Origin of the sequence: Ferruginibacter paludis (assembly GCF_030409685.1) — a bacterium.
GTDB classification, from domain to species: domain Bacteria; phylum Bacteroidota; class Bacteroidia; order Chitinophagales; family Chitinophagaceae; genus Ferruginibacter; species Ferruginibacter paludis.
The window spans coordinates 77,710-95,906 of the sequence record NZ_JAUFQJ010000013.1; the positions used below are offsets into that span (position 1 = coordinate 77,710).

General features: G+C 40.2%; 18 protein-coding genes. 2 read left to right on the forward strand and 16 right to left on the reverse strand.

Annotation, left to right across the window (positions count from 1 at the left end; genetic code table 11):
- Nucleotides 1–4: 4 nt before the first annotated feature.
- From QWZ08_RS18750 to QWZ08_RS18770, 5 genes are all read right to left on the reverse strand, one after another.
- On the reverse strand, nucleotides 5–1,063 hold the full coding sequence (locus QWZ08_RS18750; RefSeq protein WP_290339060.1) for a glycosyltransferase family 4 protein: 1,059 nt from the start codon (nucleotides 1,061–1,063) through the stop codon (nucleotides 5–7).
- A 116-nt stretch (nucleotides 1,064–1,179) separates the two neighbouring features.
- On the reverse strand, nucleotides 1,180–2,727 hold the full coding sequence (locus QWZ08_RS18755) for a YifB family Mg chelatase-like AAA ATPase (protein WP_290339061.1): 1,548 nt from the start codon (nucleotides 2,725–2,727) through the stop codon (nucleotides 1,180–1,182).
- A 203-nt stretch (nucleotides 2,728–2,930) separates the two neighbouring features.
- Nucleotides 2,931–4,730, reverse strand: a complete 1,800-nt coding sequence (locus QWZ08_RS18760) for an ABC transporter ATP-binding protein (protein ID WP_290339062.1) — start codon at nucleotides 4,728–4,730, stop codon at nucleotides 2,931–2,933.
- Between the two features lie 187 nt (nucleotides 4,731–4,917).
- Nucleotides 4,918–6,234: a MutS-related protein gene (locus QWZ08_RS18765; RefSeq protein WP_290339063.1), complete on the reverse strand. Its 1,317-nt coding sequence runs from the start codon at nucleotides 6,232–6,234 to the stop codon at nucleotides 4,918–4,920.
- Between the two features lie 151 nt (nucleotides 6,235–6,385).
- Nucleotides 6,386–7,732 carry a dihydroorotase gene (locus tag QWZ08_RS18770; RefSeq protein WP_290339064.1) on the reverse strand — a complete coding sequence of 449 codons (1,347 nt, stop codon included), beginning with the start codon at nucleotides 7,730–7,732 and terminating at the stop codon, nucleotides 6,386–6,388.
- A 39-nt stretch (nucleotides 7,733–7,771) separates the two neighbouring features.
- On the opposite strand from QWZ08_RS18770, the gene QWZ08_RS18775 reads away from it, so the two are divergent.
- Nucleotides 7,772–9,487, forward strand: a complete 1,716-nt coding sequence (locus QWZ08_RS18775; protein ID WP_290339065.1) for a hypothetical protein — start codon at nucleotides 7,772–7,774, stop codon at nucleotides 9,485–9,487.
- 25 nt (nucleotides 9,488–9,512) lie between these two features.
- On the opposite strand, the gene porT is transcribed toward QWZ08_RS18775, so the two are convergent.
- A complete protein-coding gene (gene porT / locus QWZ08_RS18780) occupies nucleotides 9,513–10,244 on the reverse strand; it encodes a type IX secretion/gliding motility protein PorT/SprT (RefSeq protein WP_290339066.1) in 732 nt (243 codons plus the stop codon).
- Complete coding sequence (gene ubiE, locus QWZ08_RS18785) at nucleotides 10,217–10,960, reverse strand: bifunctional demethylmenaquinone methyltransferase/2-methoxy-6-polyprenyl-1,4-benzoquinol methylase UbiE (protein ID WP_290339067.1); 744 nt, start codon at nucleotides 10,958–10,960, stop codon at nucleotides 10,217–10,219. The genes porT and ubiE overlap by 28 nt, the downstream gene beginning before the upstream one ends.
- A gap of 60 nt (nucleotides 10,961–11,020) precedes the next feature.
- Here ubiE and yihA point away from each other — a divergent pair, with 60 nt between their 5' ends.
- Nucleotides 11,021–11,809: a ribosome biogenesis GTP-binding protein YihA/YsxC gene (yihA, locus tag QWZ08_RS18790; RefSeq protein ID WP_290339068.1), complete on the forward strand. Its 789-nt coding sequence runs from the start codon at nucleotides 11,021–11,023 to the stop codon at nucleotides 11,807–11,809.
- A 99-nt stretch (nucleotides 11,810–11,908) separates the two neighbouring features.
- Here yihA and QWZ08_RS18795 read toward each other — a convergent pair whose 3' ends face one another.
- From QWZ08_RS18795 to QWZ08_RS18835, 9 genes are all read right to left on the reverse strand, one after another.
- Nucleotides 11,909–12,382 (reverse strand): ribonuclease H-like YkuK family protein, encoded by a 474-nt coding sequence (locus QWZ08_RS18795; RefSeq protein WP_290339069.1) that lies wholly within the window; start codon nucleotides 12,380–12,382, stop codon nucleotides 11,909–11,911.
- A gap of 249 nt (nucleotides 12,383–12,631) precedes the next feature.
- Nucleotides 12,632–14,209, reverse strand: coding sequence for a T9SS type A sorting domain-containing protein (locus QWZ08_RS18800; protein WP_290339070.1), 1,578 nt, complete (start codon nucleotides 14,207–14,209; stop codon nucleotides 12,632–12,634).
- Between the two features lie 75 nt (nucleotides 14,210–14,284).
- A complete protein-coding gene (locus tag QWZ08_RS18805; RefSeq protein ID WP_290339071.1) occupies nucleotides 14,285–14,755 on the reverse strand; it encodes a hypothetical protein in 471 nt (156 codons plus the stop codon).
- A 138-nt stretch (nucleotides 14,756–14,893) separates the two neighbouring features.
- Entirely contained in the window at nucleotides 14,894–15,259 is a 366-nt protein-coding gene (locus QWZ08_RS18810; protein ID WP_290339072.1) for a CoA-binding protein, read from the reverse strand.
- A 95-nt stretch (nucleotides 15,260–15,354) separates the two neighbouring features.
- Entirely contained in the window at nucleotides 15,355–15,756 is a 402-nt protein-coding gene (locus tag QWZ08_RS18815; RefSeq protein WP_290339073.1) for a thiol-disulfide oxidoreductase DCC family protein, read from the reverse strand.
- A gap of 43 nt (nucleotides 15,757–15,799) precedes the next feature.
- Entirely contained in the window at nucleotides 15,800–16,693 is an 894-nt protein-coding gene (locus tag QWZ08_RS18820) for a TIGR01777 family oxidoreductase (RefSeq protein WP_290339074.1), read from the reverse strand.
- Nucleotides 16,690–17,148, reverse strand: coding sequence for a hypothetical protein (locus QWZ08_RS18825; protein ID WP_290339075.1), 459 nt, complete (start codon nucleotides 17,146–17,148; stop codon nucleotides 16,690–16,692). Before QWZ08_RS18825 ends, QWZ08_RS18820 begins: the two co-directional genes overlap by 4 nt.
- 22 nt (nucleotides 17,149–17,170) lie before the next feature.
- Nucleotides 17,171–17,533, reverse strand: a complete 363-nt coding sequence (locus tag QWZ08_RS18830) for a hypothetical protein (RefSeq protein WP_290339076.1) — start codon at nucleotides 17,531–17,533, stop codon at nucleotides 17,171–17,173.
- Nucleotides 17,534–17,621: 88 nt separating this feature from the next.
- Complete coding sequence (locus QWZ08_RS18835) at nucleotides 17,622–18,128, reverse strand: GbsR/MarR family transcriptional regulator (RefSeq protein WP_290339077.1); 507 nt, start codon at nucleotides 18,126–18,128, stop codon at nucleotides 17,622–17,624.
- Nucleotides 18,129–18,197: the final 69 nt, after the last annotated feature.

The window sequence follows — 18,197 nt, forward strand, 5'->3', positions numbered from 1 at the left end:
TCACTCAATATAAACTGCGGTAAATATTCAGGTATTCTGCAGCCGCATTGGGCCAGCTAAACATGGCTGCTCTTTTTTTTATTTTTTCAGCAGCGTTGCTGTTTTTGTAATGCTGCAATCCTTCCTTTACTGTCTGTTGCATAGCCTCTTTTTCAAATGATGGAAAATAGTAACAAACGTCTCCGCCAATTTCAGGCAGGGAGGTAAGCTGCGAAAGAAAAATGGGTACGCCAAAATACATAGCTTCCACAACCGGAGCACCAAAGCCCTCTGTTAATGAGGGGAATAAAAATGCTTCACAATTTTTCATGTACCACTGCTTATCATTTTCAGTAACAGGGCCTGTAAAGACGAGCCTTTTCTCCACTCCGTATTTTATAGCTATACTAATAATTTCCTGTTTGTAAGATTCACTGGCAGTAATGCCTCCAATTACCAATAACCTGTCGTTACCAACAAGCAAGGCTGGTAACACATGGAAATTCTTTTTTTTCATGATGGTGGCCAACGTAAAATAATAGGGCGCTGCCGGTTTTATCGAAGGTGTTTGCAACGGATAAATTTCCCTTATAGTGCACCCGTTGTACACTACTGAATTAGGCTTGTTGGTAAAGTCAATATATTGCTTCACATCGTTGCTGGTAAAGTTGGAGATAAAGGCCACATGATTTGCCCTGCGTATTTTTTTTTCAACCTGTTGGATATAACGCTTTTTTTTAGCCGCACTCTTGTCTGCGTTGTGCATAACATTGATGTCGTGTATGGTAAGAACTACCGGTAATTTATTTTTTAAAGGATAATAGTCGCTGTCCTGGTGCAATGAATGCCAAATGGAAAACTTTTTTAGTGACGGCATTACCAATTTATGATAAGAGTGCTGAAAAAGATAATCCTGGTCGTTTCCAAAAGCGCCATTTTGTTCTTTAGGCAAAAAAAAACACAATTCTTCTGAATCGGGATGAACAACTTTTTGCAGGGCCGGCACAAGATTGATGCAATAACTGTGAAGCCCTGTATGGGGATATTTCATGCGTTCACAGTCGATGATGATTTTTTTAGACATGTTTTATTGTTGTTTTCCGGACGCTTACAAAAATGCCCATACCAGTTTATCTATTTTCTATACGCCACGGCGATTGAATGCCTGATTTGAGGATTCACAATTTATGATTCACCACGTTACCCACCCCAACCTTCTCTGTCCAGGCTCCGGTATTGTATTGCCTCGGCAAGGTGCTCTGCTTTGATGTCTTCACTTCCCGAAAGGTCTGCAATGGTTCTGCTTACTTTTAAAATCCTGTCATACGCACGGGCTGATAAATTTAGTTTTTCCATAGCAATTTTCAACAGGTTTTGACTGGCAGTATTTATAATACAAATTTCTTTCAGCATTTTGCTGCTCATCTGGGCATTGGAATAAACGCCTTCATTGTTTTTATACCTTTCTTCCTGTATCTCCCTTGCTTTTATAACCCTTGCCCGTATACTGTCGCTTTTTTCAAATTGCCTTGTGCTGGATAGTTCACTAAACGCTACTGGGGTTACTTCTACATGCAGGTCAATCCTGTCAAGCAATGGTCCCGAAATTTTGTTAAGGTATTTTTGTACAGCTCCAGGTGGGCAGGTGCAGGGTTTTTCCGGGTGATTAAAATAGCCACAGGGGCAAGGGTTCATACTGGCGATTAGCATAAAGCTGGCTGGAAATTCCAATGCAATTTTTGCCCTGCTAATGGTCACTTTTCTTTCTTCCATCGGTTGCCGCATTACTTCCAGCACCGTTCTTTTAAACTCAGGTAATTCATCTAAAAATAACACACCGTTATGTGCCAGTGAAATTTCTCCGGGTTGAGGATTACCGCCGCCCCCGACCAAAGCCACGTCACTAATAGTATGATGCGGGCTCCGGTAAGGCCTTTTAGAAATTAACGTTGCGTTTTCCGGCAGCTTGCCCGCCACGCTGTGAATCTTGGTTGTTTCCAAAGCCTCATGTAGTGAAAGCGGTGGCAGTATCGTTGGTAAACGCTTTGCCAGCATGGTTTTACCGGCACCAGGCGGGCCAATTAAAATGGCATTGTGGCCACCCGCCGCGGCTATCTCCAACGCACGCTTGATATTTTCCTGGCCTTTTACATCACAAAAATCAATGTCAAAATCACTTTGCGCATAGGCAAATTCTTCCCTTGTATTTACGATGATGGGTTGTAATGTAGTTTCATCTTTAAAAAAATCAATTACTTCATTCAGGTGGCTAACTCCATAAACCAGCAGGTTATTCACCATCGCTGCTTCGCGGGCATTTTGTTTAGGTACAATCAGGCCTTTAAAATTTTCTTTTCTTGCCTGGATGGCTATTGGCAAAGCACCTTTGATAGACCTGACAGAACCGTCTAAGCTCAGTTCTCCCATGATCACATAGTCTGTTAATTTTTCAGGATTAATCAGTTGCTCACTTGCCCCGAGTGTGCCCATTGCTATCGGCAGGTCAAAGGCAGTACCGCTTTTACGAATATCGGCCGGGGCTAAATTTACAATCAGTCTTGTACGCGGCATAAAATAACCATTGTCTTTAATGGCGCTTTCTACCCTCAATAGACTTTCTTTTACAGCGCCATCCGGCAGGCCTACAATGATGGCGTCAGACTTACCCTGGTTATTGATATTGACTTCTACCGCAATGGTAATTGCTTCTACGCCATAAACAGCGCTGCCATATGTTTTAACCAGCATGGGTGAATGATTAAGGATTTGATAAATGGAATGAAAGATAAGCAATACATTTTTTAAATGCTATAGGTTTACACTTCAAATAAAACATTGAGCAGATAAATTGATTGCTGTGTTTACGATCAATAGTATTGTTTAGTTGAAGTGTGCGACGCCTGTGAAGTTTGATTGTAATACAGAAGCCGGGTTCAAAAATATCAACACATTTATTTTATCTCCTGCATTTTTACAAGCCGGGTATAAAAACCATTTTGTGCAAGCAGAATTTCGTGGGTCCCTCTTTCTATAATTTCGCCTTTTTGCAAAACAATAATTTCATCTGCATTGCGGATAGTGCTTAGCCTGTGGGCTATTACCAATGAGGTTCTGTCCTGCATCAGGTTCACGATGGCGTCCTGCACCAGTCGTTCACTTTCTGTATCAAGCGAAGAGGTGGCTTCATCTAAAATCAGTATCGGTGGATTTTGCAAAACCGCCCGCGCAATGGTAACACGTTGGCGTTCGCCGCCACTTAATTTCATACCGCGGTCGCCAATGTTTGTATTATAACCATCTTCTTTTTGCATGATGAATTTATGCGCATTCGCAATCATCGCGGCTTCTTCAATTTCCGTTGCAGTTGCCTTGCTGTTACCCAGTGCAATATTGCTGGCAATCGTATCATTGAATAAAATCGCTTCCTGTGTTACTACGCTCATTTGCCTGCGTAAGGACTGAATGGTAAACTCTTTGATATTTACGCCATCAATCAGAATTTCTCCTTCTGCAACATCATGAAATCTTGGTATCAAATCTGCCAGTGTGGATTTGCCTGCTCCTGACGAACCTACCAGTGCCACTGTTTTTCCTTTTTCAATTACGAAACTGATGTTTTTTAACACGGGCTTATCATCGTAGTTAAAAGATACATTTTTGAACTCGATGCTATTATGAAAATCGGACAATACGGTAGCATTTGGCTTTTCTTCTACTTCCAAAGGTGCATTTAAAATATCTTCAATTCTTTCTACGGCACCCAATCCTTTTTGTAAATTAGAAATGGTAGTGGAAAAATTTTTTGCGGGGTTTATGATCATTGCAAAAGCTACAATAAAACTTACCAGCTCGCCGCCGGTAAGATGATTACCCGGACTAAAAACGAACCTGCCGCCAATGTATAAAATGGCACTCAATACTGTCACACCCAGTGTTTCTGTTAACGGGCTTGCCAAATCACGGCGCAAAGTCATTTTGTTGAGCATGAAAAACATTTTATTGTTTCCATCTGTAAACTTTGTGAGCATACGCGATTCTGCTGTGAATGCTTTTATTACTTTAATGCTCCCAAGGGTTTCCTCCACATGGGACAAATTTTCGCCGTTGGCTGCGGAATATTCAACCGACTGCCTTTTTAAACGCTTGCTAACACGGCCGATGAGCAGTCCTGTTACGGGTAGAAAAATCAGGAGGAAGAGGGATAGTTGCGGGCTTATGAAGATCATGGAAATTAAAAAGCCGATGATGAGCAAAGGATCTTTTATCAATCCTTCCAATGCAGTAAAAATGGAGTTTTGTACTTCAGTAACATCGCCGATCATACGGCTCATAATGTCGCCCTTTCTTTGTTCTGTAAAAAAGCTAATGGGCAACTGTAAAATTTTGGAGTAAAACCGTAAACGGAAATCGGTCATAATCCGGCTACGCATCGGTGTTGAAATATAGATAGAAAGATAAACGAAAAAGTTCTTGAGCAAAACTGAACCAACCATTACCATGCATATAATGCCTAATGCATATAAAGGGGAATGATTTTTTACCAGCGCTGCAAAGAATACATTAAATCTTCCCAGTGAACTTTGGGGTACCGTTGGCATCGGGCTGTCGGCTTTAAATATAATATTAAAGAAAGGTGCCAGGGCATTGATAGAGACCAGGGAAAACAAGGTAGCGAGGATGGAATAAAACAGGTATAAGGCCAGTTTATTTTTGGGTATATGTATGTACTTGAAAATCCTGAAAAATTTCATTATTGAATGCTGTTAATTTAAAAAAACGTAACTACAAATGTACACGGAATAAAGAATAAGGGGATAAATTTAACGTGGCTGAAAACGAATATCGAAAGGTTTAAACGTAATATGCTGTTGGATAGAGAAAATAATAATTACCCAACTCCCTGTACCAAAAGTTTCGTTTAGGGAATTGAGGCGGCTGCTACAACTTCTCCAGCATATCTACCACACCTTCATTTTTTAAAATAAGATAACCGAGCCGGTCATTACTTATCCCATTTTTTAACTGATAGCTGAACAGCAGTTGCTCATTGGTAACCGTAGTTTCAAAATAATTAAAACTTATGTTGGAGTATTTTTTCAATGCTTCACCAATTTCGTACAGGTGTGTGCTTAAAATAAAGAGGGAATTATGGATTTTGAGAAACCCTTCAATCACGGTGGAAGAGCATTTCATGGCATCTTCAATATTAGTGCCTTTAAATAGTTCATCAATTAGGATAAGCCATTTGCGGCCGTCAGAAATTTTTGTTACGGTTGATTTAATACGTTGTACTTCGTTGTAAAAATAGCTTTCGCCTTTGTGTAGATTATCAGCCACATTGATATTACTTAACAGGCCATCAAATAAGCTCAGTTGCATATGTTGTGCAGGTACACCCATGCCAATATGGGCCAAAAAGACAGCCGTGCCAACAGACTTGATAAAAGTGCTTTTGCCAGCCATATTTGCACCAGTGAGGAATAAAAAATTACGGGCCGGGTCCAGCCTGATGTCATAATCTACTGGTGTGCTCAATAAAATGTGGTAAAGCCCTTTTGCTTCCAGCATAGGCTCATTTTCGGTTACAAATTCAGGAAAGCTGAGGCCAAATTGTTTTACCGACATGGCCATGCCGTACCAGGCATCCAGCTGGCTGTACATATCCAGTAACTGTAACATATTGCGCTTGTAATAATGCCTTAAAAAGCGGCCCAGCTGCAATTGCTCAACAATGGTTAAATCACCAGCTTTGTTCTTTTTTTCGATGATGGCTAATTGCTCCGGTTGCATCATATCTCGAACCGACGTTAAAATATTCAGCAATGGCGCCGGGGTGGTATCAGTAATAAAATGCTTTACCAGTTTTTGCATGCCTTTAATAAAATCAAATGCATGACCCACTGAATATTCTACCAGGGAGAAATCGGCTTTATGAAAATACTTGTATCCATAAGCAGAAATAACGGATGGGCTTGCCGGAATATCATCTATTGCGGCGTAATAAAATTTCCCGATCATTAAAACAGATCCATTGCTTATCTCGTCTGGCCAGTATTGCAGGTTTTGCAATATGGTTTGCAAGGTTTGTTGAATGCCGGTAATCGCTTCGATGTTGTTGAGCGGGTTGGTGAAATTCTCATACATTTTGTCCCTTCCCCCAACAGTACGGCAGAGATTTAATTTGCTAAACACCGAGAAATCGTCGCCTGTATCCAATATAGATAAGTCGGCCAGCGTGGTTTTATCTGTTTCCATAAAAAGAAATGTTCTTTATTACCTGAGATGTATTAAAAGAACATTGAAATAATTTTTATTTTAAAAATTCCTGACATCGATAATCATTCTTTCTAAAGACTAACACTGTTGCCAAACAAAAATTACCACATCTCACTCTCCCCCGGGGGTGTTAGAGGGGGCCACCAAATTTCAATCTTTGCCCCTTCTCAGATTCATGCCACACACCTTTTCCATAAACCATACAGCCATTTACAAATGTATGCGTGATGGTTGCCGGAAAGCCAAAGCCTTCCAGCGGGCTCCAGCCGCATTTGTATAAAATATTTTCTTTACTAACTACCGAAGGCTGATTCATATCAACCAGTACAAGATCAGCAAAATAACCTTCCCGGATATAGCCGCGGTCTTTTATGCCAAAGCAATCTGCAACGGCATGACTCATTTTTTCAACTATTTTTTCAAGTGCAATATGTCCTTGTTTATAATAATGCAACATCAGTAATAATGGATGTTGTACAAGCGGAAGGCCAGCGTGCGCATGCTCATAATCGCCTTCTTTTTCTGACATCAGGTGTGGTGCATGATCCGTGGCAATAACGTCCAAACGATCGTCCAGCAAGGCTTTCCATAAGGCAGCTTTGTTGTTGGGCGCTTTTATGGCAGGGTTGCATTTTATTTTGTAGCCAAGTTCAGCATAATCGTCTGAAGTAAAATGCAGATGGTGTACGCATACTTCACTGGTAATTCTTTTTTGTTTTAAAGGGAACATGTTGCCAAACAACTGTAATTCCTTTTCGGTGCTGATGTGCAGTATATGCAGGCGGGTGTTGAATTTTTTTGCAATTTGTATTGCCGCCAGAGAGGATTCATAGCATGCATTATCATCCCTGATCAATGGATGATCAGAGGCGGTTAATACACCCCTGGCTGTTTTTAAACGCTGGTAATTATCCCTGATTATTTTTTCATCTTCACAATGCGTAGCCACCAGTAATTCAGTTTCTCTGAAAATTTTTTCTAATGTATTGTAGTTATCCACCAGCATATTACCCGTGCTGGCACCCATAAAAATTTTAACACCGCAAATATTTTCTTTTAATTTATTCACTTTTAAAACCTCTTCTGCATTGGTGTTACTAACCCCCATAAAAAAAGAATAATTGGCCAGAGAGTGTTGTGAAGCAATGCTGTATTTGTCTTCCAGTAAATCAACTGTTAAGGCATTGGGTATAGTATTGGGCATTTCCATAAAACTGGTAACGCCACCTGCTACCGCCGCTTTGCTTTCTGTATAAATGGTGGCTTTATGTGTAAGCCCGGGTTCCCTGAAGTGTACCTGGTCATCTATCACACCGGGAAGTAAAAACTTACCTTCTCCATTTATTTCAGTAACATCACTTTTACAACTCAACCCCGAACCAATTTTTTCGATTCGTTCACCATCGGTTAGCAGATCGAGGGTTTCAATTTTTCCTTCGTTTACAATATGTATGTTCTTAAAAAGGTATTTTTGCATATCTTCAAAATGAATGTTTCGTTAAACCAACAAAATTTTATGCAAATTATTAAAAGCATATTCAAACTGGCAGTTTTTATTTGCCCCTTTGCCGCTACGGCGCAATCAACCTATTTGCCGCAAGGAGACAAAGGCTATCATTTTGTTGACCGGTTGGAGATTAAACAGCAAACCAATACCGACCTCAATTTTTCTACGCTAAAACCCTATAACCGTAAATACATCGTACAACAAGCCGAATATATTGACAGCCTTCGTAAGCAGTTCGCCAGCTCACTAGTTACGGAAGAAACTCATCACATAAAGTTTACCAAACTGGATGAATACAATATGAACAGTTTGCTGATGAATAACAGTGAGTGGGTTACAGGCTCCAAAGAAAGTTTTTTAAGCAAGAAGCCTTTCTGGGGAGCTTTTTATAAAACCAAACCCAACCTGCTGGAGGTAAATGTAAAAGACTTCTTCCTGGTCGTGAATCCAGTTTTGCAATTCAATTTATCAAAAGAGTCTGGTAATAGTGAGACCATATTTTTAAACACAAGAGGCATAACTGCAAGGGGAATGATTGCTAAGAAGCTGGGCTTTGTAACTACCATCACAGACAACCAGGAAAGGGGCCCGCAATTTTTTCAACAATACATTGGCAGCGCCAGGGCGGTGCCGGGTGCCGGGTATTATAAAGGATTTAAAAATACAGGTGTAGATTATTTTGATGCACGGGGGTACATCACATTTAACGCGGCGAAATATATTGATGTACAGTTTGGCTACGATAAAAATTTTATCGGCAATGGTTACCGTAGTTTGTTTTTGAGCGATTGGGGTAATAGCAATTTGTTTTTAAAATTAAATACTAAAATCTGGAAATTAAATTACCAGAATTTGTTTATGGAACTGATGCCACAGTTTATAAAGAATGGCGATAATTTATTGGACAGGAAATATGCAGCCATGCATCACCTAAGCATGAATGTTACCAAATGGCTGAACGTGGGCGTTTTTGAAAGTATCATTTTCGGCAGGAGAAACCATTTTGATTTCGAATACTTAAATCCGATTATCTTTTTAAGGCATATTGAAAGTACAGTTGGGAGCCCTGACAATGCATTGCTTGGGGGAGATTTTAAAGCAAACATCGCTCATAAGGTTCAGGTGTACGGACAATTATTGCTGGATGAATTTGTATTGAGCAGGATAAAAGCAAACCGCGGATGGTGGGCTAATAAATATGGTACGCAACTGGGTATAAAATATATTGATGCGTTTGGTATTCCCAATCTTGACTTACAGGCGGAGACCAATAGAGTAAGGCCGTATACCTATTCTCATAATGATTCTGTTTCCAATTACAGTCATTATAACCAGCCATTGGGGCACCCGCTGGGAGCAAACTTTAATGAGTTTGTTGGTATTGCCCGTTATCAGCCTTTGGCTAAAGTATTTATTATGGCAAAACTTATTTATTATAAAAAGGGCCTGGATAGCCTGGGATATAACGCAGGTGGTAACATCTTTCGGCTTGATACCGATCGCTATGGTATTGATGAAGGCTATACTGTTGGCGGAGGTAAAAAGGCAACCTGTATCAACGCATTGATGCAGGTATCTTATGAGTTAAGAGAAAATTTATATATCGATCTTTCCTACCAGCACCGCAGTTTTAAGGTGGTAAACACACCAGCGCAGGATAACTCAATGTCTTTGATTACCGCAGGAGTAAGGCTCAATATCGCCAAAAGGCAGTATGATTTTTAATCCACCTTTTATAAAAAAAGAAAATTTATTCAACAGTTAATGAAAACGAAATCATCCGGCTGTTAATTTTATCAATATTGCTGGAAAATTTAAGAAGTGGATTACGGCTGTGCAAGTTGGCCAGTCCCCAGCTTACCTTCAATTCAGGCGTTAGTACAAAGTAAGGAAAATACAGGTGAAAGCCAATGCCGCCCTCAATCCCATAATCAAATTTATTTAGTTTAATTAATTCATCGCCGTTGTTTTTTCCGGCATTGGCCGCCAGGTCATAATCAAACTTAACACCGGCAATGGTATACACTTTCATATTATCAATACGGTCACTGGTGAATTTTATTTGCACAGGCAAACTCATGGTAATGGACTGAACTTTTTTAATGGTCAGCTTACTTTCTCCGCCCGGAACGTCAGGATAAGCCAGCGAGTATTCAAAGGCCTTTTCACTGAATGTTAAATCGAGGGGATAAGTACGTACGTCAAAGTGGTCTGATAAAGGAATATCTACAAGCCACCCTAAATTCAGGCCTGTACTGTTGATACTTTCGATAGCAAGAACGCTATCCTGCTGCATAAAACTTGGGTGGTGTGTAAAACTAAAATGCGATTTATTAAAGCCCAGGTTAATACCAAAATGGTAAGGCTTATAATCGTGGTCGGGTTGGTTCAATTCACTGCGTAATTGCGATAGCCCGGTAAACGGGAGTAATGAACAAGCGATGATGATGGAGGTTATTTTTCTCCGCAATAGATGCTGCATATTCCTAAGCTCAATGGTTTACAATAAGTGTTTGTGTATCCCAGGTTATCCAGGATTAAAGTAAAATTTTTGCCTTCAGGAAATTTTTTAATTGATTCATCTAAATATTTATATGCGTTGCGGTTTTTCGAAAATATCTTACCCACATTGGGCGCCACCAGTTTCATATACACATTATACACCTGCGTAACACCGGCAGTTTTAGGTTGGCTGAATTCAAGCACCACTAATTTGCCGCCCGGTTTTAAAACTCTTTTAATTTCCGCCAGCCCCTTTTCAAGGTGTTCAAAATTTCTCACACCAAAGGCCACTGTTACCGCATCAAACGAGTTGTCCGCAAATTTTATTGTTTCACTGTCTCCATTCACCAGTTCGATCGTTTTTTCAAGGCCCTGCTTTTTAATTTTTGTACGGCCTATTTCCAGCATGCCGTCGCTGATATCAATGCCCGTAATTTTTTCCGGGTTCAGGATAGATGCCGACATAATTGCCACGTCAGCTGTGCCGGTTGCTACATCCAGGATCTTTTTCGGGTTTAATTTTTTTAGCTGGCGGATAGCTTTTTTCCGCCACCATATATCTACCCCGGCACTTAAAAAGCGATTTAAAAAATCGTACCGGTGAGCAATGTTATTGAACATATCCGCCACCTGGTCTTTTTTTGAAAGATCAGAATCTTTTAGCGGAAAGATGGTATCGTGAGCAAATTGGGTCATTGTGGTGCAAAGATATAGGATTCAGCTTTTTTGGGTGGCTGTTGTTGAAGAATACGGAATATGTTTAACATTTTGATCAAAAAGCGTAAGGCTGAAGGCGTCAAGCGTTGCCAACATTTCGAAACGTCCGGATTTTGCATGGGGCTTCAGCTTTGCGCCAGGCTTACAGACCTGAGCTTTGCGCTTTCAGCCTATCTTTGCGGCATGCTTATAAAATCTGCAAAATATATCATCAGTAGTCCTGATTTTGAAAAATGCCCCGCCCCGGATAAGAAAGAATATGCCTTTATTGGTCGCAGTAACGTAGGCAAATCTTCTTTAATTAATATGCTTTGCAATAATGATAAGCTGGCCAAAACATCCGGCACGCCGGGTAAAACCCAACTCATCAACCATTTTGAAATTATTTCAGCTTCGGCTGTTAACACAAAAAAAGAGGGTGAAAATGTAAAATGGTACCTGGTTGATTTACCGGGTTATGGCTTTGCTAAAGTAAGCATCCGCAGCCGCAGAAGGTGGGAACAAATGATTGAAAATTACCTGCGCAAAAGAACCAATCTTGAGATGGTATTTGTTTTAATAGATGCCCGTCATACACCTCAGAAACTGGATCTTGATTTCTTAAATCAGCTGGATGCCTGGCAAATTCCCTTTACCCTGGTATTTACAAAAGCTGATAAAGAGACACAGGCGGTAGTGGCGAAAAATGTGAAATTATTTTTGGAACGATTAAGAAAAACATGGCAATTTTTACCACAGCATTTTATAAGCAGCGCTACCAAAAGATTAGGGCGTGATAAAATATTGCACCTGATTGATGAACGGAACGAAGTAAAGGAAGAAGGGTAAGCAGTCGACTATTCTTGTTAGTGCTATTAAAAATATCAGGGAGTCGGATTTACAGTTTGTATGATTTAGCATACAAACAATTCAGTCAGAAACAGGAAGCTAGTTTACAATTTTGTTGGCGCAACTACTACTGGCAAAGGCTTCCGGCTTGGCTTTAAATGCAAAGCCCATACCTAGTATGTAGCCCATCGCTTCACGCAAAGCCTCGTTGCTTTTAAATTGCGGATTGGTATTGATGTCGGCATGTACTTCCATGTCAACATCATACAACGTAAACAGGTCGCATAATTCATACGCAATTTCAATACTTTTGGCAACTTCAACCAGCATACGTTCTTTAATGCTGTACTTCACCAAACTTTTTTCATTGTGAATAAACATAAAGCCACCGCGGCCCTCGCGTAAAAACACAATTACGGTTGCAAATTCTGTTTCCTTGCCTTTTACCTGGCTGTCTGTACCGATGCAAACTTTAAGATGGTTGCCTGCTTTTGTTTCTCTTGTGATTGTTTCTTCTACCGCCTGTTTAATGGGTAGTTGAATGGGATCGCCATTGAATTTTCTCCATAACATATAAAAAAGGGTTTTTTAAAGTTACTTAAAAAATATATATCATCAACGTTGAGGCATTTCGTGATGAATTGATTTAATGTTTATTTAAGAAAATATTTTGTGGTATTGAAGGGAAAGGGCATCTTAAGATGCTGAAAAGCATTTGCAAAGCATTCTATACTCTGCTGTATTTACGGGCAAGAATGAAAGCGGGAAATAAAAAAGGGCCAGCCCCTTACGCTGACCCTTTAACTTACACATGAATCTACCTTACTGTTTTATAATTCTTTCTGTTTGTTGTTTGTTGTTGTTTACCAGTTGCAGTATATATATACCGGCCGGCCGGTTATCCATATTCAGCTGGTTAAAGCCTTGTCTGCCGTTTCCTGCGGCAAGGGTATTGCCGTTGATGTCATTCAACCGGTATTGATAATTGCTGTTTGCTGTTATGGTGAGCTGGCTATGAACCAAAGTAGAAACCTTAAAATCGGCTTTTACGGCGTCTTTTAAAACAATGGTATTGGAATACATGCTTTGATTGAGTACTGAAGTTACTTTTAGCCTGTAATAAATATCTCCACGCTGAAATGGTGCATAGCTGTAACCGCTGGAAGTCCCATCGACTTTGGCGAGCGTACTGAAATTACTACCTGTGAGTGAAGACTCAACGGTAACAGATTGAACAGGTTCATCTGCCTGAATATTCCAGGTGAGGGAATGCTTGTTTTTTTCGCTTTTCCCTGCCAGGAGTACCTGCCGGATGGGTAACGTACCCTGCACGCCGGTAATGGTATAAGAACCAAGACTGCCATAATCTGTAGCGTTGCTATTACCAGCCCCCTGTACTATTATATAGTAATTGCCTGCGTTTAAAATTGTGTCGATGGTTACATTCATTTTGTCAGTTGGGTCGTAGGTATTAATCAACGTTTTTGTTGCATCGTATAAGCTTACTTTCACATCCAGGTCAGCGCCATTATTATTGGCCGCGATGCTAAATGGAGAAATATCCAGATGGATATTTGAATTTACCGCTACCGGAATTTTAAATGCGTCCAGGTCGGTAGAAGTAGTGATGATGCCGGTTACAGGAACAGGTGACAAATTGATCTGCGTTGGTGATCCGCTGATAGCATCACTGAAATCATCCGGTCTGTAAGTAAAGCCGTTTTGAGTGGTAATGATGGAAAGGTTATCCTGAGTTGCAGTACATCCATAGGGGGTGGGCCCATTGTTCCAACCGCTCATGTTACGGTTATAACTATTGCCCATAATGGGTGCCCAGGCAACCTGGCCTGTACCAGCCCCATCATTGTAGGTGGCCGTTAAGTTACAGCTGCCATCGTATCTCGACTGATGAGACAAGCCTACGGAATGTCCGCTTTCGTGAGAGCAGCATTCGGCTACATATTTTGCGTTATTGGGCCCAAGCCGGTCACAAAAAACAAAACAGGGGGTATCGTCACCCCAGGTAAATGAGCCTACGTAAGATATGCCTCCTACACCGGGATACCAGGCACTGGTAGGGGTAATAACCACCCTGATTCTTTTTTTAAGAGGAGCAGCCAAAAAAACGATTGAATCTGTTGTAATATTTATATTAAACGGCCGGTAGTCTTCAGCAACTCTGTTGAATACTTCAGTTATCTGGGCATCTGTCATTGGAGCCGAAGCACAGGTAAACGGGGTGCCGCCCTGCCAGAGTGGGCTGTTAACGTTGTGACCGTCAAAGTCCAGAAAGATGGTTGCACTTGCAGTTGGATAGCTGCTTAATTTAGGCAAACCATAGGTATCGAAAGAAACCAACAATGCTATCAATAGCACAAAAAGGGTAGTGGGCTTTCTCATGTTAATAATTTTCTTCCCGGTTTGTCAGGCCAGAAACATGTAGGGTAAGGATTTTGTAAGGTAGTAGGGTATGCTTTACTGACTACAGGTGGGAAGCATTTTTTGCAACTCGATTTTCACGAACTGATAGTTGCCTCCTCCTTTATTTTTAAGTTCAAATCCGTCCGCATAAGCAGGATCAAACAAATGACCGGAGTATACAATCTGGTTGTCCTCATCTATTATCCTGGAAATTGTGAACGATATATTATTAAACTGCGCCAGTTTTACAACTACCGTTTGAAGGTTGCTGTATTTTGAAATATTGCTTTTTACATTTCCATCCAGCATAAGATTGCTGTTGAAAGAAACTGCAATGTTTTCTCCGGGGCGGCTGTTAAAAAAACTGTTTAGCTGTCCGGCTGTACAATTGATAACGTCAGGAAATTGAGTGAATAATGCTGGTTTAGCAGGAGAGGCCCTGTTTTGGGGATGCTCTTGTGCAAAGCTGGTGACTGCTGCAAGGATCAGCAGTACCATAAGGGTGGTAGTTGCAAGGTGTTTCATGGTACAAAGGATTTAAACAAAACTATTGTGTAAGGAATAGATTTGTCTTTACAGAGAACGACAGTCCGTCAATATTATTTTATAAAGAAGGTTTTTTTTCAGCAGGCGGGCTTTAATTTGGATGGATACTGTAAAGCATCAATACTGACCAGTGCTTAATAATACCAGTGTACAGGCTTCCTGTGTGGCAATGTTGTTTTTGTGTGCCAGCTCTTCCAGCGTTTCATTTTCAGTGCCTGGGTTAAAAATAATCCTGTTGGGGTGTAGTGACATAATGTAATCATAATAGTCCGGTTGCCGGGCAGGATTGATGTAAAGCGTTACGGTATCAATATCGTCAAGAGGTTTTTTTTCAGTTTCAATAATTATATTACCGATGTTGCCTTTTTTTATGCCTAATGCCACCACGGGGTGCTCATTTGCCGTTAACTTTTTCACTGCAAGGTAACTGTACCGTGCCGGATTTTCTGAAGCGCCAATAACGAGCGTTTTTTTCTTTTGCATACTTAAAATTACAAAATTTTACAACAAGATAGTTGTTGCTGTACGCTTCATGAAACAGACTACATTTACAAAATGTTGGTTAAACAAGATTATCATCAGGGCAAAAATCTTGCTTTTAATTCAGGCGTTGGAATCATGCAGGTTTCTTTCTTTCCAAACCAACGGTAGCGGTTTTGCGCTATCCAGTTGTATACTGCATCCCGTAAAAACCGCGGAACAATTATAAAAATATATAAACAGCACCAGGCACCCCTTATTTGCCTGGCAACATACAGCGCTGCTGTCGATTTTGTGAAAATTTTATTATGCTGCACCAGGATGAATGAAGAAAATTCATCAACGGGTAATTGATGTTGTTGCAATAGTTGCTGGCCCGCTTCACTTTGTAAAGAAGCAAATAAGAATTTACCATTGGGATCGTGACGAATGATAAACTGCACAGCCCCGTTGCATAAATTACAAACGCCGTCGAATAAGATGATGGAGGTTGATTTCATTTGCCAGCAAAGTTACATCCGTGAATGAATTATATCCGTGGATTTAATGTCCTTCCAAAATGTCATTAAGTGCATGATCCAGCTGTTCAAATTTAAATATGTAGCCGCAGGCTAATAATCTTTCCGGGACAACCCACCTGCTTTTCAAAATCAATTCTGTTTCAGTGCGGATAATAACAGCCCCTATCCGAAGCAGCCATACGGGAGCTGGTGCGCCAAACTTCACCTTCATATTATTGCGTAATGATTTCATTAGTGTATAATTATTTACGGGATTAGGTGCCGACACATTGAATACGCCTTCCAAAATTGTATGTTTTTTTAAAAACAAGATTATTTCAAAAATATCTTCTACATGTATCCAGCTAAACATCTGTCTGCCGGTTCCCTGCCTACCCCCAAGGCCAAATTGAACCAATCTTTTCAATGGTTTTAGAACGCCTCCATCTTTGCCTACTACGATCGCCATCCTTAATGCGACCTGCCTTGTGTGGTTTAGTTTGAAACCGAAAAATGCTTTCTCCCAGCTGGTGGCAATATTCACCGAGAATCCGCTACCAATCTCACCTGCCGATTCTGTCATTGGCCTGTCTTCTGCATGCCGGTAAATTGTTGCTGTACTTGAATTGATCCAGAGTTTCGGCGGATTCTTACATTTTAATATGGCATCACCCAGGGCAATGGTAGTGTTTATTCTTGAGTCGAGAATCTCTTTTTTATTTTGGTCATTGTATCTGCAGTCAACAGATTTTCCGGCTAAATTAACCAGTATAGCTGCATTTTCAAGTGCCTTAATAATTGCCGTTGTGTCGGTCCATTTAACATGATCAGGATGTCTCGAAATTATTTTAACCTCGAAACCCAACGCATTGAATCTTTCCCTGAGATAATTTCCAATGAAACCTGTTCCACCGGCAATAATAATTTTTTCTTTCATTTTAAAAGTATAAAAAGTAAAACAATAAAGCGGTAAAATACCCAGGTATAAGAGAGCATTTCCGGCAGCGATAATGTAGCAACTACCCGCTTGTGTACAAAAAAGAGAATGAGAACGATAGCAAAAAAGTAGGCGAGGTTTACCATATCGTTCATTTGGTAAACGAGATTGATGCGCAATAACGGCCAGAGTAAAACAGCCCCAATGAATGATATCATCAAAAGGTTGAAATAATAATCCAACTTTAGTGAATTGGGTTTTTTATAAATCAACGGAAACTGGAACAACATCATGCCTGTAATCATGAAAAGCTCAAACTGCCAGTTATATTTTATTACAATAAGATGCTGAATCAGCAAGGCAAAACGGCTTAAGGTGAAGGCTGTCACAGCAATACAAAATGCTATTGCAGCTAATTTAAAGATTGGCGGAATTGTTATTTTTGAGACTTGCATGATGTATTTTGAAGTGTAAATATTACTTAAGTAATGCCAGCGGCCGTTGCATTTTTATATACACTTCTTCATAACATATCCAGGTATACCAAATCGCCATAAATGGTGCTGTAAATACTAAAATAACAACTGAACCCAGTGGCATTGTGACTATACTTATAAATGTAATCCAATGATATGCATAGCGCTTGCCTTTATTGTAAGTAAACCAATGATTCAATGCGTGAACAATCATACTGATAACCTGCCAGCCGCCCACAACGAAGTAACCGGTTAAAAAATTCAAGTCAACAATGGGCCTTTCAGTTTTTAATAAAGTAACTATGGTGAAAAAAATAATTAAACACGAACTTATCCGAAAATCTATTTTCATAATACTTTTCATGATTGTGTATTTTATAATTTCAGAAATATTTGAAAGTTTGTCTCCAAATAAAAGCTGCAGTGCAGCTTGTTTAGTTGGAGTTGCTGATCTATTTAAACAATTTCATCAACCCGCTTAAAAACCAGTTTTCGTCCGCCTTTACCATCATGTCCAGCATTTTTTCTGCCTGGTTGCCGAATTTCCGGATGCCGCTTACCGTATCCACAAATTGTTTCACATTTTTATCTTTCTTATCGCCTTCAATTTTTTCCAGCTGACCCAGTAATTTCAGCATGGGGTCAAGTTCCCGTTTCTTTCTTTCCTGTATAATTTGTGTTGCTATCTTCCAGGTATCTTTTTCGGCTGAAAAATATTCTTTCCTTTCACCAGGTATCAAAACCCTGTCGACCAGTCCCCAGCTAATCAGGTCACGCATATTCATATTCACATTACCACGGCTTACATTCAGCTGCTCCATTACATCTTCCTGGGTAAGCGGATCCGGGCTCACCATCAGCAATGCATGTATTTGTGCCATCGTGCGGTTAATACCCCACTGGCTACCAAAGGCGCCCCAGCTGCTGATAAATTGTTGCTTTGCTTCGGTTAATTTCATGTGTTAAAGCTAAAGTATATTTCTGAACTTTCAAAATATATTGAAAGATTAATTTTGAGTCGGCAAAAA